The sequence below is a fragment of the Rhodococcus sp. SJ-3 genome (assembly GCF_051918125.1).
Classification (GTDB): Bacteria; Actinomycetota; Actinomycetes; order Mycobacteriales; family Mycobacteriaceae; genus Rhodococcus.
In genome coordinates this window covers 1-16,867 of record NZ_JBQBGR010000002.1, presented here as the reverse complement: position 1 = coordinate 16,867, position 16,867 = coordinate 1, and the positions used below count along the sequence as shown (strand labels likewise).

The window sequence follows — 16,867 nt, the reverse complement described above, 5'->3', positions numbered from 1 at the left end:
CACTACCGGATGATGTCGGCCTGCCCGGTTACGATCTTGAGAGATTGTTGTCTTCGGAAGGTAGGTCGCGTGAGTGGGTCGGGGGATTCAATGAGCACCGAATCGAAGGTTGTTTCGGCTCGGAGTCGGGCGCGATCGAAGCTGTCGGAGCGTCGAGCCGAAATGCTCAAACGCATCAGCGACAATCAGACTGACCTCGAGCGCGCGCTGGCGGCGCTCGCGAAGATCGACAAGGCGGAGGAGCGGCGGGATGCCGCGATCGCCAAAGTCACTGAGGATTTCGAGAAGCGCAAGCACACCGCGGAGCTGGCGGCAGGAAGGTCGCTCGCGAAGGTTGCCGAACGGGGTGAGACGTCGACCTCGATCTCGGATCTGGCGGGTCTCGATGCGGCGACTGTTCGGCGTTTGGTGAAGCTGGGCGAAGGCGCGGGAGCGTCGACGGCGCAGACTGTCAGCCGGGGCAAGACGACTGACCCCGATCAGAGTATCGACCGGGAGTCGTCCACTCAGGCGAGCTCGAGTGCGGCGCCTGCGTCGTCGGACCCAGTCCCTGACTCGACGGCTGCGAGCGAATAGAGGTCAGCAGCGGCGTGCGGCGGGAGCCGGGTGATGTGATCGAGCGGACCCGATTTTTCCGTCGCGTCGTGTACGGACCGGCTCCGGATTCTTGCCATCTATGGGTAGGCGCTCTGGGCGATGACGGGTACGGGCGCTTCTGGATTTCTCGCGGCGGGCAACAGATCGTCGTTCGCCCGCACCGGTACGCGCTCGCCCTCGAACTGGACCGGGCGTTGGAAGAGAATGAGGTGGCGATGCACCGGCGTTGCGACAATCCGCTGTGCGTCAACACAGGAACCGGCGATCCATTCCTCGCGCACGTGGTGCTGGCGACCTCCTCGGAGAACATGTCGGACATGGGCCGCAAAGGTCGCGGCGGTGGACGTCGATGGTGGTTCGGTGCCGACCGCGCCGAACGTGCTCGACGTTCCAGGGCGGTGCGGAGGCCGTTCTCAAGCACGGTTGGAGCCAACAAGCGATCGAAGCGGCGTTGTACGAAGGAACTCAAGGCACCCTGTGGTAGTCGGCGATGCTGTCGGCAGGCGGGTGCCGAGCCCGATGCTCGTCGTCCGGATCGACGAACGCAGATGATGAAAGTCGACCGCGCCTGTTTCGGCGGTTGCGGTCGCAGACGTTAGGAGTTCGAATGCAGCGAAGTGCGGTGGAGTCGGCATTGCTCGATGCGGTGCTCGATGCGATGCCGGTGTCGGACGTAGCACTCGAGGCTGCGGTGGCGGGCATCCCGATTCTCGACGTCCGGCGGTCTTCGGGTGTCGATGTGGCGCAGTCCAAGGAGGGTTGGGACATCTGATCGGCTTTCCTGATCCTTGTGACGCGGAGACAGTGACCGGCGCGCATTGTTGCGACGGCCTGGCACCGGGTGGACTGTTCTGCGCAGGTGTCACGGGAGGGGCCGGCCGAGGGGCTCGATGCCCCGAGGTCGGCGATGCGCATGCGTGCGGGTGGCCGGGCGTGGTGGTGTGTTGATGGGGCGAGGCCCCGCACCGGATCGGTGCGGGGCCTCGTGTGTTCTGTGGGGGTTTAGTTCTCGTCGGTGAATCCGAATTCGGGTAGTACGGTGCGGCCTGCTTCGAGGACTGTTTGCACTTTGTCGGGGTGCACGACGTTGTCGACTGCGGCGCGCATGAGTAGGGCGAGTTTGGGGATTTGGGTTTCGTGGGCGACTTCGGCCTCGATCGCTTCGAGTGCGACGGCGGCGCGTGCGCCGTTTCCGTTCGCGTAGGCGACGGTGGCGAGGATGGATAGCACGGCGAATCGTGCGTATCCGGCGGTGTGGCGGGCGGCGGCGGTGAGGATCGCGTCGGCGCCGGTGGGCTGGGAGAAGTAGAGAGCGACGTCGCGGGCGCGGGGGTTGTCGGCGAGGGTGACGGCGAGGGCGATGGCCTCGGTGGGGGTGAGTGCGCGGTGGTCAGTGACGGCGGCGCGGTAGGTGTCGAGGTTTTCGGTGTCGGTGGCTTGGGGGGACTCGGCGCGGGTGTGGCGGGCGTCGAATTGGCGGGCGAGCAATTCAGCGGTGTCGTCTGCGGGGGTGAGTTCGTCGGCGAGAGCGTCGCGGCTCTCTGCAATGGGTGCGCTTCCGGCGACGATGCGGGCGGTGGCTACTGCGCTCGTGTGGGGGTCGGCGAGGTGGGCGGCGGTGCCGCTGGGGAAGTCGAAGAAGAATTCTCCGGCGGTGTACTCGCTGAGGACGGTCGCGATGGGGACCTCGAGACCGAGTGCGTGGGCGCGCTTGGTGGCGGCGAGGAGTGTGTCCTCGGCGGTGTCGCCGTTGGGGTGGGCGCTGATCAGTGCGACGCTCACGGCGTCGGCCTGGGCTGTTTGCTTGAGCGTGTCGACGGCGCGGATGGCGGCGGCGGTGTCGTGGTCGACGCGGGCGATGGCGCCGACTCGTCCGGTGAGGGTCAGTGTGGCGATGACCAGTGAGTTGTTGGGGATCATGCCGAGCATGGCGGGCACGCTGGCGATGAACTGGGCGAGGTTGACGGTGGTGGGGTTGTTCTCTGCGTTGTTCATGCCTCAAGTTTACATCTGTTTTGGTGCTTTTTCGATGTTAAATAGGTGCTTTTTTGGTGTTTTTTGGTGATGGTGGTCACAGCGTTTTAGGGCTTTGACCTGGGATTTTGTGGTGTCGGGGGTGGTGTGGGGTTGAGGTGGGAGCGGGTTCCTCGGTCGGTCGGCGTGGCCTGGTGGACCGGGCGCGGTGGCCGCCGGGCAAGGGCGGGTTTTCCCTTGCGTGGTGGTCGGCGGGTCCGGTAGGGCCGTGTGCGGCGTCCGGGCGAGGGGCACGCGGGAACCGGGGACCTTGGGAGTGAGGTCGGGGGTCCGGGGGCGGAGCCCCTGGGATCAGTGGACCGCCGCTGTCGGCAGACGGGCCGGGGCACGCTACCGGCCAAGGGCGAGGGGGCACCGTCCGCCGGCCGCGGGAGCATACGTTTGCCGGCCCCGAGGCCAGGGAGGCCCACATCCGAATGTGCAGCAGACCCCGGACCGGGGTCTGCGTTGATGCCGCCCTCGACCGGAAGGGGGTCCGGGGGGCGGATCGCCCCCGGTTATTTCCTTGCCGACATGACTCGGTGTCCAGCTTCTGAAATGCTCGCGCTGAGGATGGGTGGAGAACCTGCGGTCCATGCTTCGGCGCATGTTGATCTATGTGGTGCAGTACGTGGTCGGGTTTCTCGGGGCTTGGGAGGGCGGTCAAGACAACGGTTCGGATCCTCAGTGCCCCGGCGAGAGAAGATCCGACGGTCGACGGAGATCGGTGACATCGGCTCGCGAGCCGGACTCCCCCGCACCGCAGCCGGTGCCGCGCCTGCTGGCCGCGGATGTGAACGCGTCAGGTGCGGGCGAGGACGGCTTCTTCTCGCGCACGGCGGCAGGGCCGCGTACATCGCCGACCTCGAGAGCCCGCTGACCTCGCAGAGCTGCGCGGCGCTGTACTGACCGGATTCGTAGTCGTCGAGCAGTCGCTTGTGTTGCAGAGCCGAGAGTTTCGGCTGCTTACCTTTGAGTCGGCCGGCCTTCTTGACCTCGGCCATTCCTTCCTTCTCGCCCTTGGGTGAAGGCATCGGGCGTACCCGATGAGGATTTCGGCCCCAGACGACGAGAAGGTTTCGGAGGAGCGTAGCGCCTGCAATCGGGAGGTTATCTGCAGTGCTCCATCCACACCTCTTGCGACGCCGTCTCACAGTCGATCGGGCCGTAGATCACGTCCGGTGCAGCAGGTCCCCCGTACCTCAGCTCGAACCGGTCCTCGGTGGTGTAGTCCGAGGGTTCCAGGATGACCGTGCCGCTGTCCCCCTGGCGGGGCAGGACGATCGAGGCCGTGTAGATCGAGTTGGTCTCCCATGTGTAGAAGTCGGCTCCCTTCTCGTCGCTGTCGATGCAGTAGCCGGCATCCTCATCCATTCCGGCCTCGTCGATCACGATGCCGTCGTCACCGCGCACCTTCCACAGGAACGAGCCGAAGATACTGGTGTAGTCGTCCGGCACGGTGTCGCCGGAGCGGACCGTGTAGTCGACCCTCAGGAACTGTTTGTCGGGCCCACCGTCGTACACGATCCCGGTGCACTGGGATCCGGGCATGGGGGTGAGTGCGTCGAAGGTGACACCGATCTCGATGCCGTTGCCCAGCGTCAGGGTGTTCGCCTGGCCGATTACGACGTCGGTGGCGCGGGGTGGGAGCGGCGCGGTGGTCAAGGTAGTGGTCCCGACTGGCGGTGGGAACGGCTCCACCTGAGGTTCAGTGCTGTCGGTACCACAGGCGACGAGGGCGACGAGGGTTGCGGGTGCGAGGATGAGGGCGAGCTTCGTCATTGCATTGCCTTTTTGACGGCCTTGCTTGCCTTACAGACAGTTTTACGGTAGTCCCGGTCCCACTCCAGCGGGAAGACCCGCTGGAGTGGTACCCGGAGCCGGACCTGATCACCGAGCTGACTGATCTCGACCCTTGCCCGCTAGATGATCACTCTGGGGGCCGAAAATTGAGACGTTCCGAAGCGAAGGTTGTCGACACAGCTAGAGGGGGTGGTTACCGTCTCGGCTGCATCCCTCGCCACCTCCCGGCCGCCGGCCACTCCCGCGCAGTTCCATAGACCCGAGGCGTGCACTCAACCATCGGTTTCAGTGACGCAGCGTGTCTCCCATCGACTCGGAATGCGTGCCGAGTCTGGTTGGGCTCGATCTCAGGATGTCGGAAGCAGCTCTTAGGATTCGATTCATGGTCGACATGCCGGAGACGTTGCATCACTACACCACGGCCACGGGCCTGATGGGGATCTTTGCGCCCCGTAGATTCGAGGGATGGGAGATTCCGGAGACCCGTTCGTTGACGTTGTGGGCCACTGACGCCCGCTACCTCAACGATGCAAAGGAGTTGACCTTCGCCGCCGAAATTCTTGCGACGGCGATGTCTGAGTTGGTCGATCACGCCGAAGCAGCCCACGCAACGCGCATTCATGAACTGGCGAATCGTGTCCGCAAGGGAGACTTCGTCGATCCGAATGTCGATAACTCACCCCATACGGCCTACGTAACCAGTTTCTGCGAGGAGCCAGATCTTCTCAGTCAGTGGCGCGGGTACGGCGGCAACGGGTACTCCATCGAGTTTCCCGCGGAGATCCTCAAGTCGTTTAAGGTTCCGACAATGGGTGTTGGCTTTCTTGATGGCTCACAACTCTTCAAAGTTCGGTACAAGATCGACCACAGCTTCATCGAAACAGCAGCCAAGGAGATCGTCAATCCGAGCAATTACGCCGGGGCTGTCCGCCGAATCGTAGAGTGCCTTGCCCAGTTCAAGCACCCCGCGTTCGAAGCGGAGACCGAGTGGCGCCTGATCTACTCGGCCGGCCACGACTACACAAAGAGTGATTTCCGCATCTCGGCGGACGGGATGCTGATTCCTTACCTGCAACTGCGATGCACTCCGTACACCAACCTCTATGATCCCACTGACGATTTCCTGTACTCGGGAAAGCTAGTGGAGTCGGTTTGGGTAGGCCCCAGCCCTGACCAGAAGCTTCGCGCAGAGTCGTTGGCGAGGATGCTTCGCCAATGGTCATTTTCTGATGTTCGAGTCGAGACGAGTGAGACTCCGTTCCGCGGTTGACTGGTCTGCGGTCCCTATTTGTTCACCAATTTCACCCAGCCCTTCGGTGGAACTATTTCGCATGCCGGGAATACCGTCTTGTCATCATAAGTATGCTCTCCCACGGGGAGGTTTTGGGCCAACGAAAAATCGCACCCACAAAAGTCGACAATTACATCCTTAAACCTTACTCCGGTAAAACGTACTTGGTCAGCTGTGAACAGAGCTTCCCTAAAAGTAACTAAAGCCGCATCTCGGAACTGTGGGCTGAGCTGAGCGAGCTTTCCGATGAACCTCGCTTTGGTGAAATCTATATTCACGCAGTCGAGGAACCGTGCTGATCCGAAAATGACACCATCGCCTGCAAACAAGGCATTTCGGAACTCAACCGTATCCCCGTTGAACCCGGTACGAACGAACCTCACGATCCCGCCGGTGGACTCTAGATCGTTGAAGCAAGCTCCTGAATTGTTAAATACAGTGTTCGAGAACCATACATCCCCGCCCGCGAATCGCACCCCTTCAAATGAGGTATTTGAGCAGTCGAAGACAGCGTCTGCGAATGTTACCGTTCGGCCAGAGAACTCGGCGAGCCGGAATGAGGCCCAGTCTCCGGTAAAGCGTGCGCCTGTAAATGTGACATGCCCACCGAACACGCATCCTGCGAATTCGGCGTTATGAAGGTAGGCACCAGCGAGGTCGAGGTCCATGTAGCTCCACGGACCGGGATATCGTCGCACCGAAGGCACCACCGGGAGATTCCGGAGGTGGGAGGCGAGTATCCGCACGATGGTCTCGCGCACTTCACGGTCGTTCATCAGGTACTCGTGGTGTTCCTCCGACCCGGTCTTGCTGTCCTTCTCCACCTTTTTCTTAAGGCTCGCTGGCCGGTCGATCCCGACAGCAGAGTCGAAGGGAGAACGTACGTAGCTACACAGCACGTTCACGCATGCATGCGCTTCACGCCGTCGCTGATCTTCGTCGATATCGAAGTCGTTAAGCCACTCGTCGGCAAGAGCCTCCATCGCCGAGACCCCTGTCAATCGTATGATCAAGGCCGGTGCAGCGAGTTGTTCTGCAATGGAATCGAAGCGCGCCCGGCGATCACGGATGATGCCGTCGCGCCGGTCGTCGTAGTCTTTACCGGCAGCGCGGTAGTCCGCTTCGGCTTTGAGATTGTTCGAGTCGTCAAGAGACTTCTGTCGACGGTAAGCAAGCAGCACACCAGGGACAGCGACCGCCGCGGCGCAGATCAATCCGACGGTTCGGCCGATGCCGGCAAGGTCCGCACTGAGCACTGCAACTCCATCCGGAGTTGACCACTCGGCTACCAGCAGAACCAGCAAAACAGCGACGATGAAGGCTCCGGCAGCAAGTCCGAAAATTGCCGACGGCGACGTGTGTTGGACTGTTGTCCAGGTGCGTTGAGGTCGTCGGTGCCGATCCAGCTGATTCAAACGCAAGCCTCCTAATCGATCGCGGACCCCGAATCCGCACAGTGAAGATAGAGAGTAATGGCGACTAGGGCTCGCTTCTGACTCGTACGCAGGGTTACGTACATCGCAGGCATGGATCTGATCGTGCTGGTTCGATCAGCTCTTCTATCGGGTGGTATTTGTCCATGCCCTGGCGTTAATCGTCAGACGGTGGCTTCCACTCTTGCGCGTCGTAGCGCCGCGTACATCGCCGACCTCGAGAGCCCACTGATCTCACAAAGCTGCGCGGCGCTGTACTGACCGGATTCGTAGTCGTCGAGCAGTCGCTTGTGTTGCAGAGCCGAGAGTTTCGGCTGCTTGCCTTTGAGTCGGCCGGCCTTCTTGGCCTCGGCCATTCCTTCCTTCGTCCTGGCCCTGATCAAGTCGGACTCGAACTCGGCCATCAATGCGAGCATGCCGAAGAAGAGCTTGCCGGTCGGGTCCGTGGGGTCATGGATGGACCCACCGATGCTCAACCGGGTGCCTTTCGCCTCGAGTTCGTCGGCGATGGCGCGCAGATCGACGGCGGAACGACCCAACCGGTCGAGTTTCGCCACGACCAACGTGTCACCGGTGCGACACGCGGCCAGTGCTTCGCGCAGACCGGGTCGTAGGCGGTTGCGGCCGGTGTAGCCCTTGTCGGTGTAGATCCGGTCCGGATCGACGCCGAGGCGTTTGAGCGCTGTGCGCTGCGCTCGCAGATCTTGGCCTTGAGTGGAGCATCGGGCGTACCCGATGAGGATTTCGGTCACCAGGCGACGATAGTCCGTCATAGGCCGCCTATCCGGGACCGACATGCAGGACGGTTAACCAGCACACCCTTCGAGGCCGTGATCTGTGATGGCGTTCGGGGGCGGGGCCGTTTCGGGTGTGCTGGTGGAGGATCGTCTTACAGGACACCTTCTCGCCGCAGGAATCGTTGTCATGAACGCGATCAGAAAATGCAAACAGAAGGCGGAAGAGAGCTGGGCCCGATGCGAGTCTGTCCAGAATCGAGCGTCCGATGCTCTGGTCGGCGACCTGGCCGACTTAGAAGCCCTACCGGATTCGTTCCGTGGACATCCCGTCGACGGCGGCCGTCGTGCGTCCGAACAGACGGCGCCGATACACGAAGTCGCGCCCCAATCGACTAACCGTTGAAACCTCAAACCTACGGTCCCGCAACTTTTGAAAATGCGATGAAAAAATTCATCACGACTTCAAGAGGTCGTTCAACAACGTAGTTGGTGCACCTCGTTTGGTACACTCAACTCAAGGTAGGAGGAGTAATGGGATTCGAAGTGTTCGACAAGAGGATGGCCCCACTGGCGAAAGCTCCCAGTGTGACCATCCAGAAGCGTGGAATCTTCTCCATCAACAAGGCCGCACACAAGCTCATTGGAGAGCCCTCGTCGGTGGAGCTCCTGTTCGACAAGGACAACCAGGTCATTGCGTTGCGTGAATCCGATCAACCGCACGCATACACGGTTCGGCCTCAGTCTGCGCGGAAAGACACAGGACAGGTCATCATGTCGGCGACTGCGTTTACGCAGTTCTATGACATTGACACGACCATCAGCCGCCGATACAAGCCATACGAGCAAGACGGAATGCTTTGCATAGACCTCAAGGGTCCGAGCATAGAAATCGTGGGGAACCGCTCGAAACGCACTACGGATAACCATTCGGAGGGCGACGACTCTTAAAAGACTTCTGGCCTGGTCCCGTTGGCGCGGGGCCAGACCAGTAACCGGTCCGAGGACGCGGTTGATGACTGTGCAAGTCTTCTCCAGCGTAGCGGAGTCCCTAGGGACGCGTGTCTCTACTCCTCATCCTCGGGCCAACTACCTGATGAGGAGGGCCTCATGGCTCCTATCACCAGCGCGTACGGGATCACTGGTCCCGTACCGTTCCTGGATGTCGATGTCACTGTCGACAACAAGTGGTTCCTTGATCCACGGGCCATTCGACTCCACCAGCGAGCGGATCCCTTCGCGGTCAAGGCGAACGAGTGCACCGAGACGTTCTTCGAGGAAGTCCTCGATTGCGTCACCCGAGGAGACGTCCGGCGCGGACTGTGGCTTCTTGAGCAGTTTCCCGAGCCATGGGAAACCCGGTTGGGTCTTGCAAAGAGTGGGTTCAGCGGCCATGGCGGCGCTAGCGAAGTCGGATCCTGGATCTGGAGGTCACTCAATGAAGACCTCAAGGCCTTCATCGTGCTTGGTCTTTTCAAAGAGATCGAGGAGTTGCCGCTCTTCATAGAGGGCATCGACAAGGACATCACATCGGACATCACGACACGTATCATTTTCGACGCGCTGGCCGAGTTCACGTCCTACATGGTGGATCAATACCCGGAGTTCACGGCCGGTGAGCATCGAGTAGAGACGTTCGGGTGCCAAGCGTGGGATTCTTCAACTCGCGGCTGGGTTGTCAAAGCGTTCGAGCTTCCCGTTGCAGCTGGCAAACCTCTTCTTCTCGTTCCCCAGGGATGGGCACGTCAGAATCTGCTGATGTCTGCCTCTCGCTATTACGAGACGAAGGTGCTGGGTTACGCCCAGCTCGAGCGGGCGGTACCACTGAGCACAGGCAAGCTGCTCAAGACGCCGAAAGATCAGTTGAAGACCGTGCCGGGGCTGGGACGCGGCCGAGTCACCAACCTCGATGTCACTCGTCGAGCTCATGAGAACAACAACGATCTCATCGCTGAGTTCAAGCAGTTCGTCGACATGAAGTGGACGCCGCCCGACGGCGACCAGCGTATCGCGTAGGACTGTTGTCGCGGCGGGCCTTGGCCCGCCGCGACGTTTTTCGCCAACCTATGTCGACGGGGCTCGAGCAGCCTTCAGTCGTGAATGAGTCGACAATGTCCATGGTTTTTTGCGCTCACCGTGGTCACCCACTGGACAGCTCCACGATGCGATACGGGTTGTTGTTCTCATCGCACCAATCGTGTGATCCATTGACGCTTCTAAAGTTTCAATCGGTGTTCACATGGTGCGGTGCGCCTCGCACGCAGATCATCGGGTCGAACGGTCCACGCTCTGCTGGGCGGCACCCAGAAAGAGAACACCCCGAATGGGTGACGGACCGACGCACTCTCGATGACGGCGCCGAACCCTACACTGTCCACGCAGCGCAAGACGACCGGGAACGTGCGGCCCTGGCCGCGGCGGCCGGACGACATGAAGGGTGGCATTCCGATCGACCCCGAACTCGGTGAGTGCTGGAGACCTGGAACGCGCACCCACGAACTCCACCGCCCTGTCGTACCAGTGAGGCCGACGCGTGGGTGAGGCGTGGAACGAGGTCAGCCTCAAGGACGCACGAGGTTCACTCGACAAGGAGGTCTACGCCGTGGTCGAGGACCTCGTGAAGAACAAAGGGTGGCGCCTGCGGGCACAGGGTCACAAGTACGCGGTGTACTGCCCGTGTATCGACGGTCGGGCCAACTTCATCACGCTGCCAGGAACGTCGAGGAACCCGGGAAACGCCGCCAAGCGGGTGAAGCGCTCCGCATCACGCTGCCCGGATCGGCACGAACTGATGAAGTGAGATCAACCCTGTTGCCAATTGACAACAGATGCGGAAATGCGCATGCTGGAAGCATGTCCCCGACCGAATTCGAGCTTATTTTCGTGACCCCGGACCTCACCGGCCCGGGTGACGACCGTGTCGCGATGGTCGAGGAGCATCTGGACGTTGTGGTCGAGTCCCACAGCGGTCTCACCCTCGCGACCGTCACGGCGGAGGGCGCCGACGCGGTCACCGCGGCCCTGTCCGCGGCAGCTGTACTGTCCGCGTGTGGGCTCTCGCCAGTGCGGTCCTACCCGGACATGGTCACCCGCCAGGACATCGCTGACCGTGCCGATGTCTCACGCCAGGCGGTCGGCAACTGGGTGCGCGGGGAACGTATGCAGTCCGACCCTTTCCCCACCCCGGTCAACCTGGTCGGTGGCGGGGTCTGGTTGTGGGGCGATGTCGTCGCTTGGCTCCGGCGACACGGACATGACATCGAGGACCTGAAGTTTCCTTCGATCGCCGAGCATGCCCGCATCGACACTGCCCTGCTGCAGACTCCGACGCGCTCGGCGACGTTCGCTGGGCATGTGACCCTGTCCGGCGAACGGGCCACTGCCTTGTACGCCCCCTCCGTCAGCGCACCCCACCAGCACTGGGCTGGGGAGAGCTTCCAGTCGAGCTACGCCCTCGCCATATGAGCGCGACCCCGCAACCTCGCACGGTCACCGACGCCCGCGAGCTGCTCGAGCTCGCCGAACTCACCGACATCGTCTTCTACGAAACCTATGCGCGACGCACCCCGGACGGCGAGGACAACCCCCTGGACATCCAGATCGCGCTACGCCGTGAGGAATTCGTCTTCGAGATCCGCTGCCGGGCTACTGTCGCCGGCGCCGGGGGCGAATACCTGACCGACGCGTCGGCCGTGTTCACTTTGCACGAGCCGATCGAAGCTCCCGACACCGTCGTCGCCGAATTCGTCGAACGCGTCGGGGTGATGTCCGTCTATCCCTACCTCCGTGAGTCCATCACGCAGTCCGCGGCCAAACTGGGCCTCGACCGTCCCATCCTGAAACTGCTTCGCCCCGGCGATGTCCACGTCACCCCCGACGATCAGGGAGCGAACGCCGCTGGTTGACGTGCCGTGGTGGTAGCCGGATTCGCGTTCGCCTCAACTCGGCGGTGAGAGGGAGGATCGAGCCCTGCGACTCTGATATGCCGCGTCATTTCCTTTCGCCGAGCGGTTATCCATGGCGCCCAGCACATGTGCACAGCCGCTCTGCACCGGCGCTGTCGAGCCGAGGCAAAGCGGACGGTGCAGGAACAAGCGCTGGAGGCGGTCAACTAGCCGGAGATGTCGTCGTTTCGATGTGGCACAGCCGCTGCGAGCGGGTCGGTTTCAGGCGGGCCGAGTGAGCAGTGAGGCCAGATCGTCGGGGATCGGCATCGGGGTCATCAACCCCGCTGCAGTACGTCCGGTGTTTCCTTCGGGGTAGCGACCTATCGCTGAGCCGGGGGCGGCGACCAGGATCCTGATGACCTGGCCCATGGCCTCGCGGCGATCGCGCTGGCGCAGTGCGAGGCCGAGCATGGCGAGGTGGTTACGCGTGTGCGGCCAGGGGTAGGGCTGGGACAGGATGTGGGCGCGTTCGAGGTGGTGCCAGCGTGCGGTGTTGTCGTCGGTGTGGCGGGCGGCGGTCATTTCCGCGATGTAGACCGTGCGTAGAGAGTCGGGCATTCGGCTCATGGCGTGGAGTCCTTCCTGGTGGAGTCGAGGAGCAGTGCGCCGAAAACGAGGACGACACCGCAGGTGATGTAGGTGTCGGCGAGGTTGAAGGTGGCAAACCATCCAGTGTGGAAATAGTCGGTGACTTTGCCGTCGAGGAAGCGGTCGATGACGTTGGCGGTGGCGCCGGCGACGATCGCGGCGAGACCGAGGGTCTGGAGCGGATGACTGTGGGGTGCGGTGCGCCAGGCGTACACAGCGATCGCCGCGGTGATGGCCGCGGTGACGGTGAGAACGACGGCGGTGGGGAGCTGATCGCCGAGGCTGAATGCGACCCCGGTGTTGTAGGTCAGGCGCAGTTGCAGCAGACCGAGATCGAGTGCCCGCCCACCGGCTAGCGCGTCGCGTGCCACCGGATCGAGGATCAGCGCAAGAGCAGCCAGCGCGCCGGCGAGTATTACGAGACTGCCGCGTCTGCGACGCTGCCCGGCCGGGGCACCCGAGGGTGTGGCAGAGCTGTCATCCAACGTCATGACCTGACTCCGGTGGCCGGTTCCGGCATCTTTGTCGATTGTGTGGCGGCGGTGAGGGTTCGGGCACGTCCGGCGCGGACCCCGTTGGCGATCACGACGATCTCGGCGACCTCGTGAACCAGGACGACCGCCGCCAGGCCGAGTACCCCGAACAGGGCCAGGGGCATCAGGACGGTGATGATCGCGAGCGAGAGGCCGACGTTCTGCAACATGATCGTTCGTGATCGTCGGGCATGCTGCAGGGCTTGGGGTAGATGCCGCAGGTCCTCACCCATCAGCGCGACGTCGGCGGTCTCGATCGCCACGTCGGTGCCCATCGCGCCCATCGCGATCCCCAGATCGGCGGTGGCCAGGGCCGGGGCGTCGTTGACGCCGTCGCCGACCATCGCCGTCGGCCGTGTACCGCGGAGGCTGTCGATGATGCGGGCCTTGTCCTCCGGACGCAGATCGGCGTGCACCTCGTCGATACCGACATCGGCGGCCAACGCTCGTGCGGTGCGCTCGTTGTCGCCGGTGAGCATCGCCACGGTGTAACCGTCGCGGCGCAGCCCCGCAACGACGTCGCGGGCTTCGGGACGCAGTTCGTCGCGCACCGCGATCGCCCCGATCAGGGCACCGTCGCGTTCGATGAGCACCGCAGTGGCTCCGGCGTGCTGCATCCGCTCGATATCGGCAGCCAGAGGGCCCGGGTCGATCCACCCGGGCCGGCCCAGACGGGCAGGAATGCCGCCGAGGTGACCGGTCAGTCCGGCACCGGGGACCGCGTCGACGTCCTCGGCGGGGGTGTAGTCGTCGACGGCGGCGAGGATCGCTGCAGCGAGGGGATGTTCACTGCGGGCCTCGAGCGCAGCGGCGACATTGAGGACGTCGGCGCGGGTGGCGCCGCCGGTGGTGGCGACGTCGATGACCTCGGGGCGGTTGCGGGTCAGGGTGCCCGTCTTGTCCAGTGCGACGGTGCGGATCCGGCCCAACGCTTCGAGGGCGGCACCGCCCTTGACCAGGACACCGAGCTTGGAGGCGGCGCCGATCGCGGCAACCACGGTCACCGGGATCGCAATCGCCAGCGCACACGGGGACGCAGCGACCAGCACTACCAGTGCGCGTTCGATCCACACCAGCGGATCACCGAATACGCTGCCGATCGCGGCGATCAACGCCGCGGCGACCATCACCCCCGGCACCAGGGGCTTGGCAATCTTGTCGGCCAGGCGCTGGGCCTCGCCCTTGCGGGACTGCTCGGCCTCGACGATCTTCACGATCTTGGCCAGCGAGTTGTCCTGCGCGCCGGCGGTGACCTCGACCTCGAGCACGCCGGTGCCGTTGATCGACCCCGCGAACACCTCGGAGCCCGGTCCGGCCTCGACCGGCACCGATTCCCCCGTGATCGCGGAGGTATCCAGGGCGGTGCGCCCGGTGCGGATGGTGCCGTCGGTGGCGAGCCGCTCCCCGGGTTTGACGATCATGATCTCCCCGAGCCCCAACTCCGCGGGGGCGACGGTCTGTTCACGGCCGCCGCGCAGGACGGTGGCAGTGTCCGGCACCAGATTCAGCAGGGCACGCAGGCCCCGTCGGGTGCGAGTGACCGCGTACTCTTCGAGGCCCTCACTGATGGCGAACAGGAACGCGAGCATCGCGGCTTCGCCGACCTCGCCGAGCAGCACGGCGCCGACGGCAGCGATCGTCATCAGGGTTCCGACCCCGATCTTGCCGCGGGCCAGCCGCTTGAGGGTCGAGGGGACGAAGGTGTAGCCGGCGACGACCAGCGCCACCGCCTCGAAGCCCGTCCCGAGAGCGTCGGGCCCACCGGTGACGCGGACGATCAGGGCCGCAATGAGCAGGACACCCGCGGCGGCAGCGGCCCGGATCTCGGTGACCTCCCACCACTTGTCGGGCTCCTGGTCGTCTTCGCCCTCGACGCGGGGTTCGTCGGGGCCGCACCCACATGCGTCGCTCATGCCGTCACTCCCGTGTCGGTGTCGGTGCCGTAGTTCGGGCACAGCGCGACGGCGTTGCCCGTGGCGGCCAAGAGGGTTTCGGCCGAGGCCAGCAGGTCGAGCAGTTCCGGTCGGGCCAGCGAGTAGAACACCTGCCGGCCCTGCGGGCGGCCTTGCACCAGGCCGCAGTCCCGCAGGCATGCCACGTGCGCCGACACTGTCGATTGCGCCAATCCCAGCTCGCCGACCAGGTCCGCTACTCGGGATTCCCCGGCGGCGAGGCGGCGCACGATGGCCAGGCGGGTGCCGTCGGAGAGGCTGTGGAACAACGCTACCGCCGGATTCACTGCGTCGTCGGCGAGGCAACCGACTTCATTGATCGTCATATGACGATAATAACCGGATTCCATCGATATGAGTAGGGCGGAGGCGGCGCGGGGCTGTGCCTCGGAGTAGCGCCACACGGCTGACGCCCCCACGGGCCCGCGACGATTCAGGGTCCGCCTTGCCAGTTCGGACGCGCCACCCCGAAACGAAGGCGCACGCAGGGGCGCCTCAGCACAATCGAGCTTTTACCTGCGTTTTCGGCGCGCGAGAACCCGGCGCGGCACGTCCCGCTGCCCGCCTACCGGCGTCCGACCAAAATACTATCTCACGTAGTATTTCGGTCGGACGACAACGGAAGAGGGCCCATGTCCGCCAGAACTGCATGGTCGATCGCATGTCTATTCGCCATCGCCGTGCTCATGGTGGCGCTGTGGCCCCGACAGGAGGACCACGCCGTGACCCCAACGGATTCCGGGCTACATCCGACGGCGGTGTCCGCGCTGCCCGCTCCGGCCCGCAGCGCCGCGCCCGGCCCGGTCGCCACACCGCCCTGTCCGACCGGCACGGCCGCCGAGGCCGAGGGACCTCTGGCAGACGTCGCGGTGCAGTGTCTGGGCTCGGACCAATCCGTCGATCTCGGGAGCGCTCTGGCCGGGGAACCGGCTCTGCTCAACCTCTGGGCGTCGTGGTGCGGGCCGTGCCGGGAGGAGATGCCGGTGCTCGACGCCTATGCCCGCGAGCCCGACGCGGTGCGGGTGATCGGTGTCAACGTGCAGGACACCGGGTCCTCCGCCGCGGCGCTGATGACCGACCTGGGCATCGGTTACCCCTCGTTCGCCGACACTGACGGCCGGGTGCAGCAGGCACTGGCCGGCCCACCCGTGCTGCCGTTGACCTTCCTTCTGCAGCGGGACGGTTCGGTGGTCCGGATCGCCTCTCCCGCAGTGTTCTCCGACCCCGGGCAGGTCCGTGCCGCGGTGAACGGGCTGCTGCGATGACCGGCGCGACCCCGGCAGGCGGACAGGTGTGTCGCCTGCTGGGTCGAATGGTCCTTGCCGTGATGGTGCTGGTGGGGGTGAGCGCGTGCGGCACCGGATCCGACGCCGTCGCCCAGGGTGGCACCTTCGATTTCGTCGCCCCTGGCGGACAGACCGACATCTTCTACGATCCACCGGCAGAACGCGGCGCTGTCGGCTCACTGTCCGGCCCGGACCTGATGACCGACGGCGTGACCGTCGATCTGGCCGACTATGCCGGAGAGGTGGTCGTGCTCAACCTGTGGGGCCAGTGGTGTGCCCCGTGCCGCAGCGAAGCCGACGATCTCGAACGCGCCTATGAAGCCACCCGGGATCTGGGGGTGCAGTTTCTCGGCATCAACGTCCGCGACCCGCAACGCGACAAGGCCCAGGACTTCGTGATCGACAACAACGTCTCCTATCCCTCGATCTACGACCCGCCGATGGCGACCTTGACCGCCCTCGGCGGCACGTTTCCCACCAGCGTCATCCCGTCCACGCTCGTTCTCGACCGGCAGCATCGCGTCGCAGCGGTGTTCCTACGGGCGCTGCTGACCGAAGACCTGCAACCGGTCATCGAACGAGTGGCGGCCGAACAATGATCATGCTTGCTCAAGGAATCGGTGCGAGTTTCCAGGAGGCGGCCGCGTCCGGGCCACTGCTGTTGGCGGTGGGCGCCTGCGTGTTGGCCGA

The 16,867-nt window shown here is 63.9% G+C and carries 18 protein-coding genes and 1 pseudogene; 11 read left to right on the top strand and 8 right to left on the bottom strand.

Going from position 1 to position 16,867, the window contains the following annotated elements; all coding sequences use genetic code 11:
* Positions 1 to 90 precede the first annotated feature (90 nt).
* Entirely contained in the window at positions 91 to 576 is a 486-nt protein-coding gene (locus ACTDXD_RS27225) for a hypothetical protein (protein WP_440127849.1), read from the top strand.
* A gap of 628 nt (positions 577 to 1,204) precedes the next feature.
* Positions 1,205 to 1,369, top strand: coding sequence for a hypothetical protein (locus ACTDXD_RS27220; RefSeq protein ID WP_378563707.1), 165 nt, complete (start codon positions 1,205 to 1,207; stop codon positions 1,367 to 1,369).
* A gap of 230 nt (positions 1,370 to 1,599) precedes the next feature.
* On the opposite strand, the gene ACTDXD_RS27215 is transcribed toward ACTDXD_RS27220, so the two are convergent.
* Together ACTDXD_RS27215 and ACTDXD_RS27210 are read right to left on the bottom strand one after the other, a co-directional pair.
* Complete coding sequence (locus ACTDXD_RS27215) at positions 1,600 to 2,592, bottom strand: DUF4192 domain-containing protein (protein ID WP_440127848.1); 993 nt, start codon at positions 2,590 to 2,592, stop codon at positions 1,600 to 1,602.
* A gap of 1,128 nt (positions 2,593 to 3,720) precedes the next feature.
* Entirely contained in the window at positions 3,721 to 4,392 is a 672-nt protein-coding gene (locus ACTDXD_RS27210) for a hypothetical protein (protein WP_440127847.1), read from the bottom strand.
* Between the two features lie 403 nt (positions 4,393 to 4,795).
* Between ACTDXD_RS27210 and ACTDXD_RS27205 the strand changes: the two genes are divergently transcribed.
* On the top strand, positions 4,796 to 5,683 hold the full coding sequence (locus tag ACTDXD_RS27205) for a DUF2971 domain-containing protein (protein ID WP_440127846.1): 888 nt from the start codon (positions 4,796 to 4,798) through the stop codon (positions 5,681 to 5,683).
* A 14-nt stretch (positions 5,684 to 5,697) separates the two neighbouring features.
* On the opposite strand, the gene ACTDXD_RS27200 is transcribed toward ACTDXD_RS27205, so the two are convergent.
* Together ACTDXD_RS27200 and ACTDXD_RS27195 are read right to left on the bottom strand one after the other, a co-directional pair.
* Positions 5,698 to 7,008, bottom strand: a complete 1,311-nt coding sequence (locus ACTDXD_RS27200; protein WP_440127845.1) for a pentapeptide repeat-containing protein — start codon at positions 7,006 to 7,008, stop codon at positions 5,698 to 5,700.
* A gap of 293 nt (positions 7,009 to 7,301) precedes the next feature.
* Positions 7,302 to 7,889: a recombinase family protein gene (locus ACTDXD_RS27195; RefSeq protein ID WP_440127844.1), complete on the bottom strand. Its 588-nt coding sequence runs from the start codon at positions 7,887 to 7,889 to the stop codon at positions 7,302 to 7,304.
* A 516-nt stretch (positions 7,890 to 8,405) separates the two neighbouring features.
* Here ACTDXD_RS27195 and ACTDXD_RS27190 point away from each other — a divergent pair.
* From ACTDXD_RS27190 to ACTDXD_RS27170, 5 genes are all read left to right on the top strand, one after another.
* Positions 8,406 to 8,822, top strand: a complete 417-nt coding sequence (locus tag ACTDXD_RS27190) for a hypothetical protein (protein WP_422626344.1) — start codon at positions 8,406 to 8,408, stop codon at positions 8,820 to 8,822.
* 159 nt (positions 8,823 to 8,981) lie between these two features.
* Positions 8,982 to 9,887 (top strand): hypothetical protein, encoded by a 906-nt coding sequence (locus ACTDXD_RS27185; RefSeq protein WP_440127843.1) that lies wholly within the window; start codon positions 8,982 to 8,984, stop codon positions 9,885 to 9,887.
* Between the two features lie 517 nt (positions 9,888 to 10,404).
* Positions 10,405 to 10,671 (top strand): hypothetical protein, encoded by a 267-nt coding sequence (locus ACTDXD_RS27180; protein ID WP_440127842.1) that lies wholly within the window; start codon positions 10,405 to 10,407, stop codon positions 10,669 to 10,671.
* A gap of 53 nt (positions 10,672 to 10,724) precedes the next feature.
* Positions 10,725 to 11,336: a helix-turn-helix transcriptional regulator gene (locus ACTDXD_RS27175; protein WP_440127841.1), complete on the top strand. Its 612-nt coding sequence runs from the start codon at positions 10,725 to 10,727 to the stop codon at positions 11,334 to 11,336.
* Complete coding sequence (locus tag ACTDXD_RS27170; protein WP_440127840.1) at positions 11,333 to 11,776, top strand: hypothetical protein; 444 nt, start codon at positions 11,333 to 11,335, stop codon at positions 11,774 to 11,776. Before ACTDXD_RS27175 ends, ACTDXD_RS27170 begins: the two co-directional genes overlap by 4 nt.
* Positions 11,777 to 12,037: 261 nt before the next feature.
* Here the strand turns inward: ACTDXD_RS27170 and ACTDXD_RS27165 are convergent, their stop codons facing one another.
* From ACTDXD_RS27165 to ACTDXD_RS27150, 4 genes are read right to left on the bottom strand one after another with little or no spacing between them, the layout of a single operon-like run.
* Positions 12,038 to 12,385 (bottom strand): DUF3703 domain-containing protein, encoded by a 348-nt coding sequence (locus ACTDXD_RS27165; protein WP_440127839.1) that lies wholly within the window; start codon positions 12,383 to 12,385, stop codon positions 12,038 to 12,040.
* Positions 12,382 to 12,897, bottom strand: coding sequence for a signal peptidase II (gene lspA, locus ACTDXD_RS27160; protein WP_440127838.1), 516 nt, complete (start codon positions 12,895 to 12,897; stop codon positions 12,382 to 12,384). The genes ACTDXD_RS27165 and lspA overlap by 4 nt, the downstream gene beginning before the upstream one ends.
* Positions 12,894 to 14,852: a heavy metal translocating P-type ATPase gene (locus tag ACTDXD_RS27155; RefSeq protein ID WP_440127837.1), complete on the bottom strand. Its 1,959-nt coding sequence runs from the start codon at positions 14,850 to 14,852 to the stop codon at positions 12,894 to 12,896. Before ACTDXD_RS27155 ends, lspA begins: the two co-directional genes overlap by 4 nt.
* Positions 14,849 to 15,217, bottom strand: a complete 369-nt coding sequence (locus ACTDXD_RS27150; RefSeq protein WP_440127836.1) for an ArsR/SmtB family transcription factor — start codon at positions 15,215 to 15,217, stop codon at positions 14,849 to 14,851. The genes ACTDXD_RS27155 and ACTDXD_RS27150 overlap by 4 nt, the downstream gene beginning before the upstream one ends.
* Before the next feature lie 306 nt (positions 15,218 to 15,523).
* On the opposite strand from ACTDXD_RS27150, the gene ACTDXD_RS27145 reads away from it, so the two are divergent.
* The 3 genes and pseudogenes from ACTDXD_RS27145 to ACTDXD_RS27135 form a co-directional block, all read left to right on the top strand.
* On the top strand, positions 15,524 to 16,156 hold the full coding sequence (locus tag ACTDXD_RS27145; protein WP_440127835.1) for a TlpA family protein disulfide reductase: 633 nt from the start codon (positions 15,524 to 15,526) through the stop codon (positions 16,154 to 16,156).
* Between the two features lie 47 nt (positions 16,157 to 16,203).
* A complete protein-coding gene (locus ACTDXD_RS27140) occupies positions 16,204 to 16,776 on the top strand; it encodes a TlpA disulfide reductase family protein (protein ID WP_440127918.1) in 573 nt (190 codons plus the stop codon).
* Positions 16,773 to 16,867, top strand: a pseudogene (locus ACTDXD_RS27135) (cytochrome c biogenesis protein CcdA); the annotation flags it as partial. The gene ACTDXD_RS27140 and the pseudogene ACTDXD_RS27135, both read left to right, overlap by 4 nt.

Bases quoted from the DNA above. Each gene is read 5' to 3' on its own strand.
- ACTDXD_RS27155 (WP_440127837.1), bottom strand. From the start codon at position 14,852: ATGAGCGACGCATGTGGGTGCGGCCCCGACGAACCCCGCGTCGAGGGC.
- ACTDXD_RS27215 (WP_440127848.1), bottom strand. From the start codon at position 2,592: ATGAACAACGCAGAGAACAACCCCACCACCGTCAACCTCGCCCAGTTC.
- ACTDXD_RS27220 (WP_378563707.1), top strand. From the start codon at position 1,205: ATGCAGCGAAGTGCGGTGGAGTCGGCATTGCTCGATGCGGTGCTCGAT.
- lspA (WP_440127838.1), bottom strand. From the start codon at position 12,897: ATGACGTTGGATGACAGCTCTGCCACACCCTCGGGTGCCCCGGCCGGG.
- ACTDXD_RS27190 (WP_422626344.1), top strand. From the start codon at position 8,406: ATGGGATTCGAAGTGTTCGACAAGAGGATGGCCCCACTGGCGAAAGCT.
- ACTDXD_RS27210 (WP_440127847.1), bottom strand. From the start codon at position 4,392: ATGACGAAGCTCGCCCTCATCCTCGCACCCGCAACCCTCGTCGCCCTC.
- ACTDXD_RS27205 (WP_440127846.1), top strand. From the start codon at position 4,796: ATGGTCGACATGCCGGAGACGTTGCATCACTACACCACGGCCACGGGC.
- ACTDXD_RS27185 (WP_440127843.1), top strand. From the start codon at position 8,982: ATGGCTCCTATCACCAGCGCGTACGGGATCACTGGTCCCGTACCGTTC.
- ACTDXD_RS27140 (WP_440127918.1), top strand. From the start codon at position 16,204: ATGGTCCTTGCCGTGATGGTGCTGGTGGGGGTGAGCGCGTGCGGCACC.
- ACTDXD_RS27170 (WP_440127840.1), top strand. From the start codon at position 11,333: ATGAGCGCGACCCCGCAACCTCGCACGGTCACCGACGCCCGCGAGCTG.
- ACTDXD_RS27145 (WP_440127835.1), top strand. From the start codon at position 15,524: ATGTCCGCCAGAACTGCATGGTCGATCGCATGTCTATTCGCCATCGCC.
- ACTDXD_RS27175 (WP_440127841.1), top strand. From the start codon at position 10,725: ATGTCCCCGACCGAATTCGAGCTTATTTTCGTGACCCCGGACCTCACC.
- ACTDXD_RS27165 (WP_440127839.1), bottom strand. From the start codon at position 12,385: ATGAGCCGAATGCCCGACTCTCTACGCACGGTCTACATCGCGGAAATG.
- ACTDXD_RS27150 (WP_440127836.1), bottom strand. From the start codon at position 15,217: ATGACGATCAATGAAGTCGGTTGCCTCGCCGACGACGCAGTGAATCCG.
- ACTDXD_RS27225 (WP_440127849.1), top strand. From the start codon at position 91: ATGAGCACCGAATCGAAGGTTGTTTCGGCTCGGAGTCGGGCGCGATCG.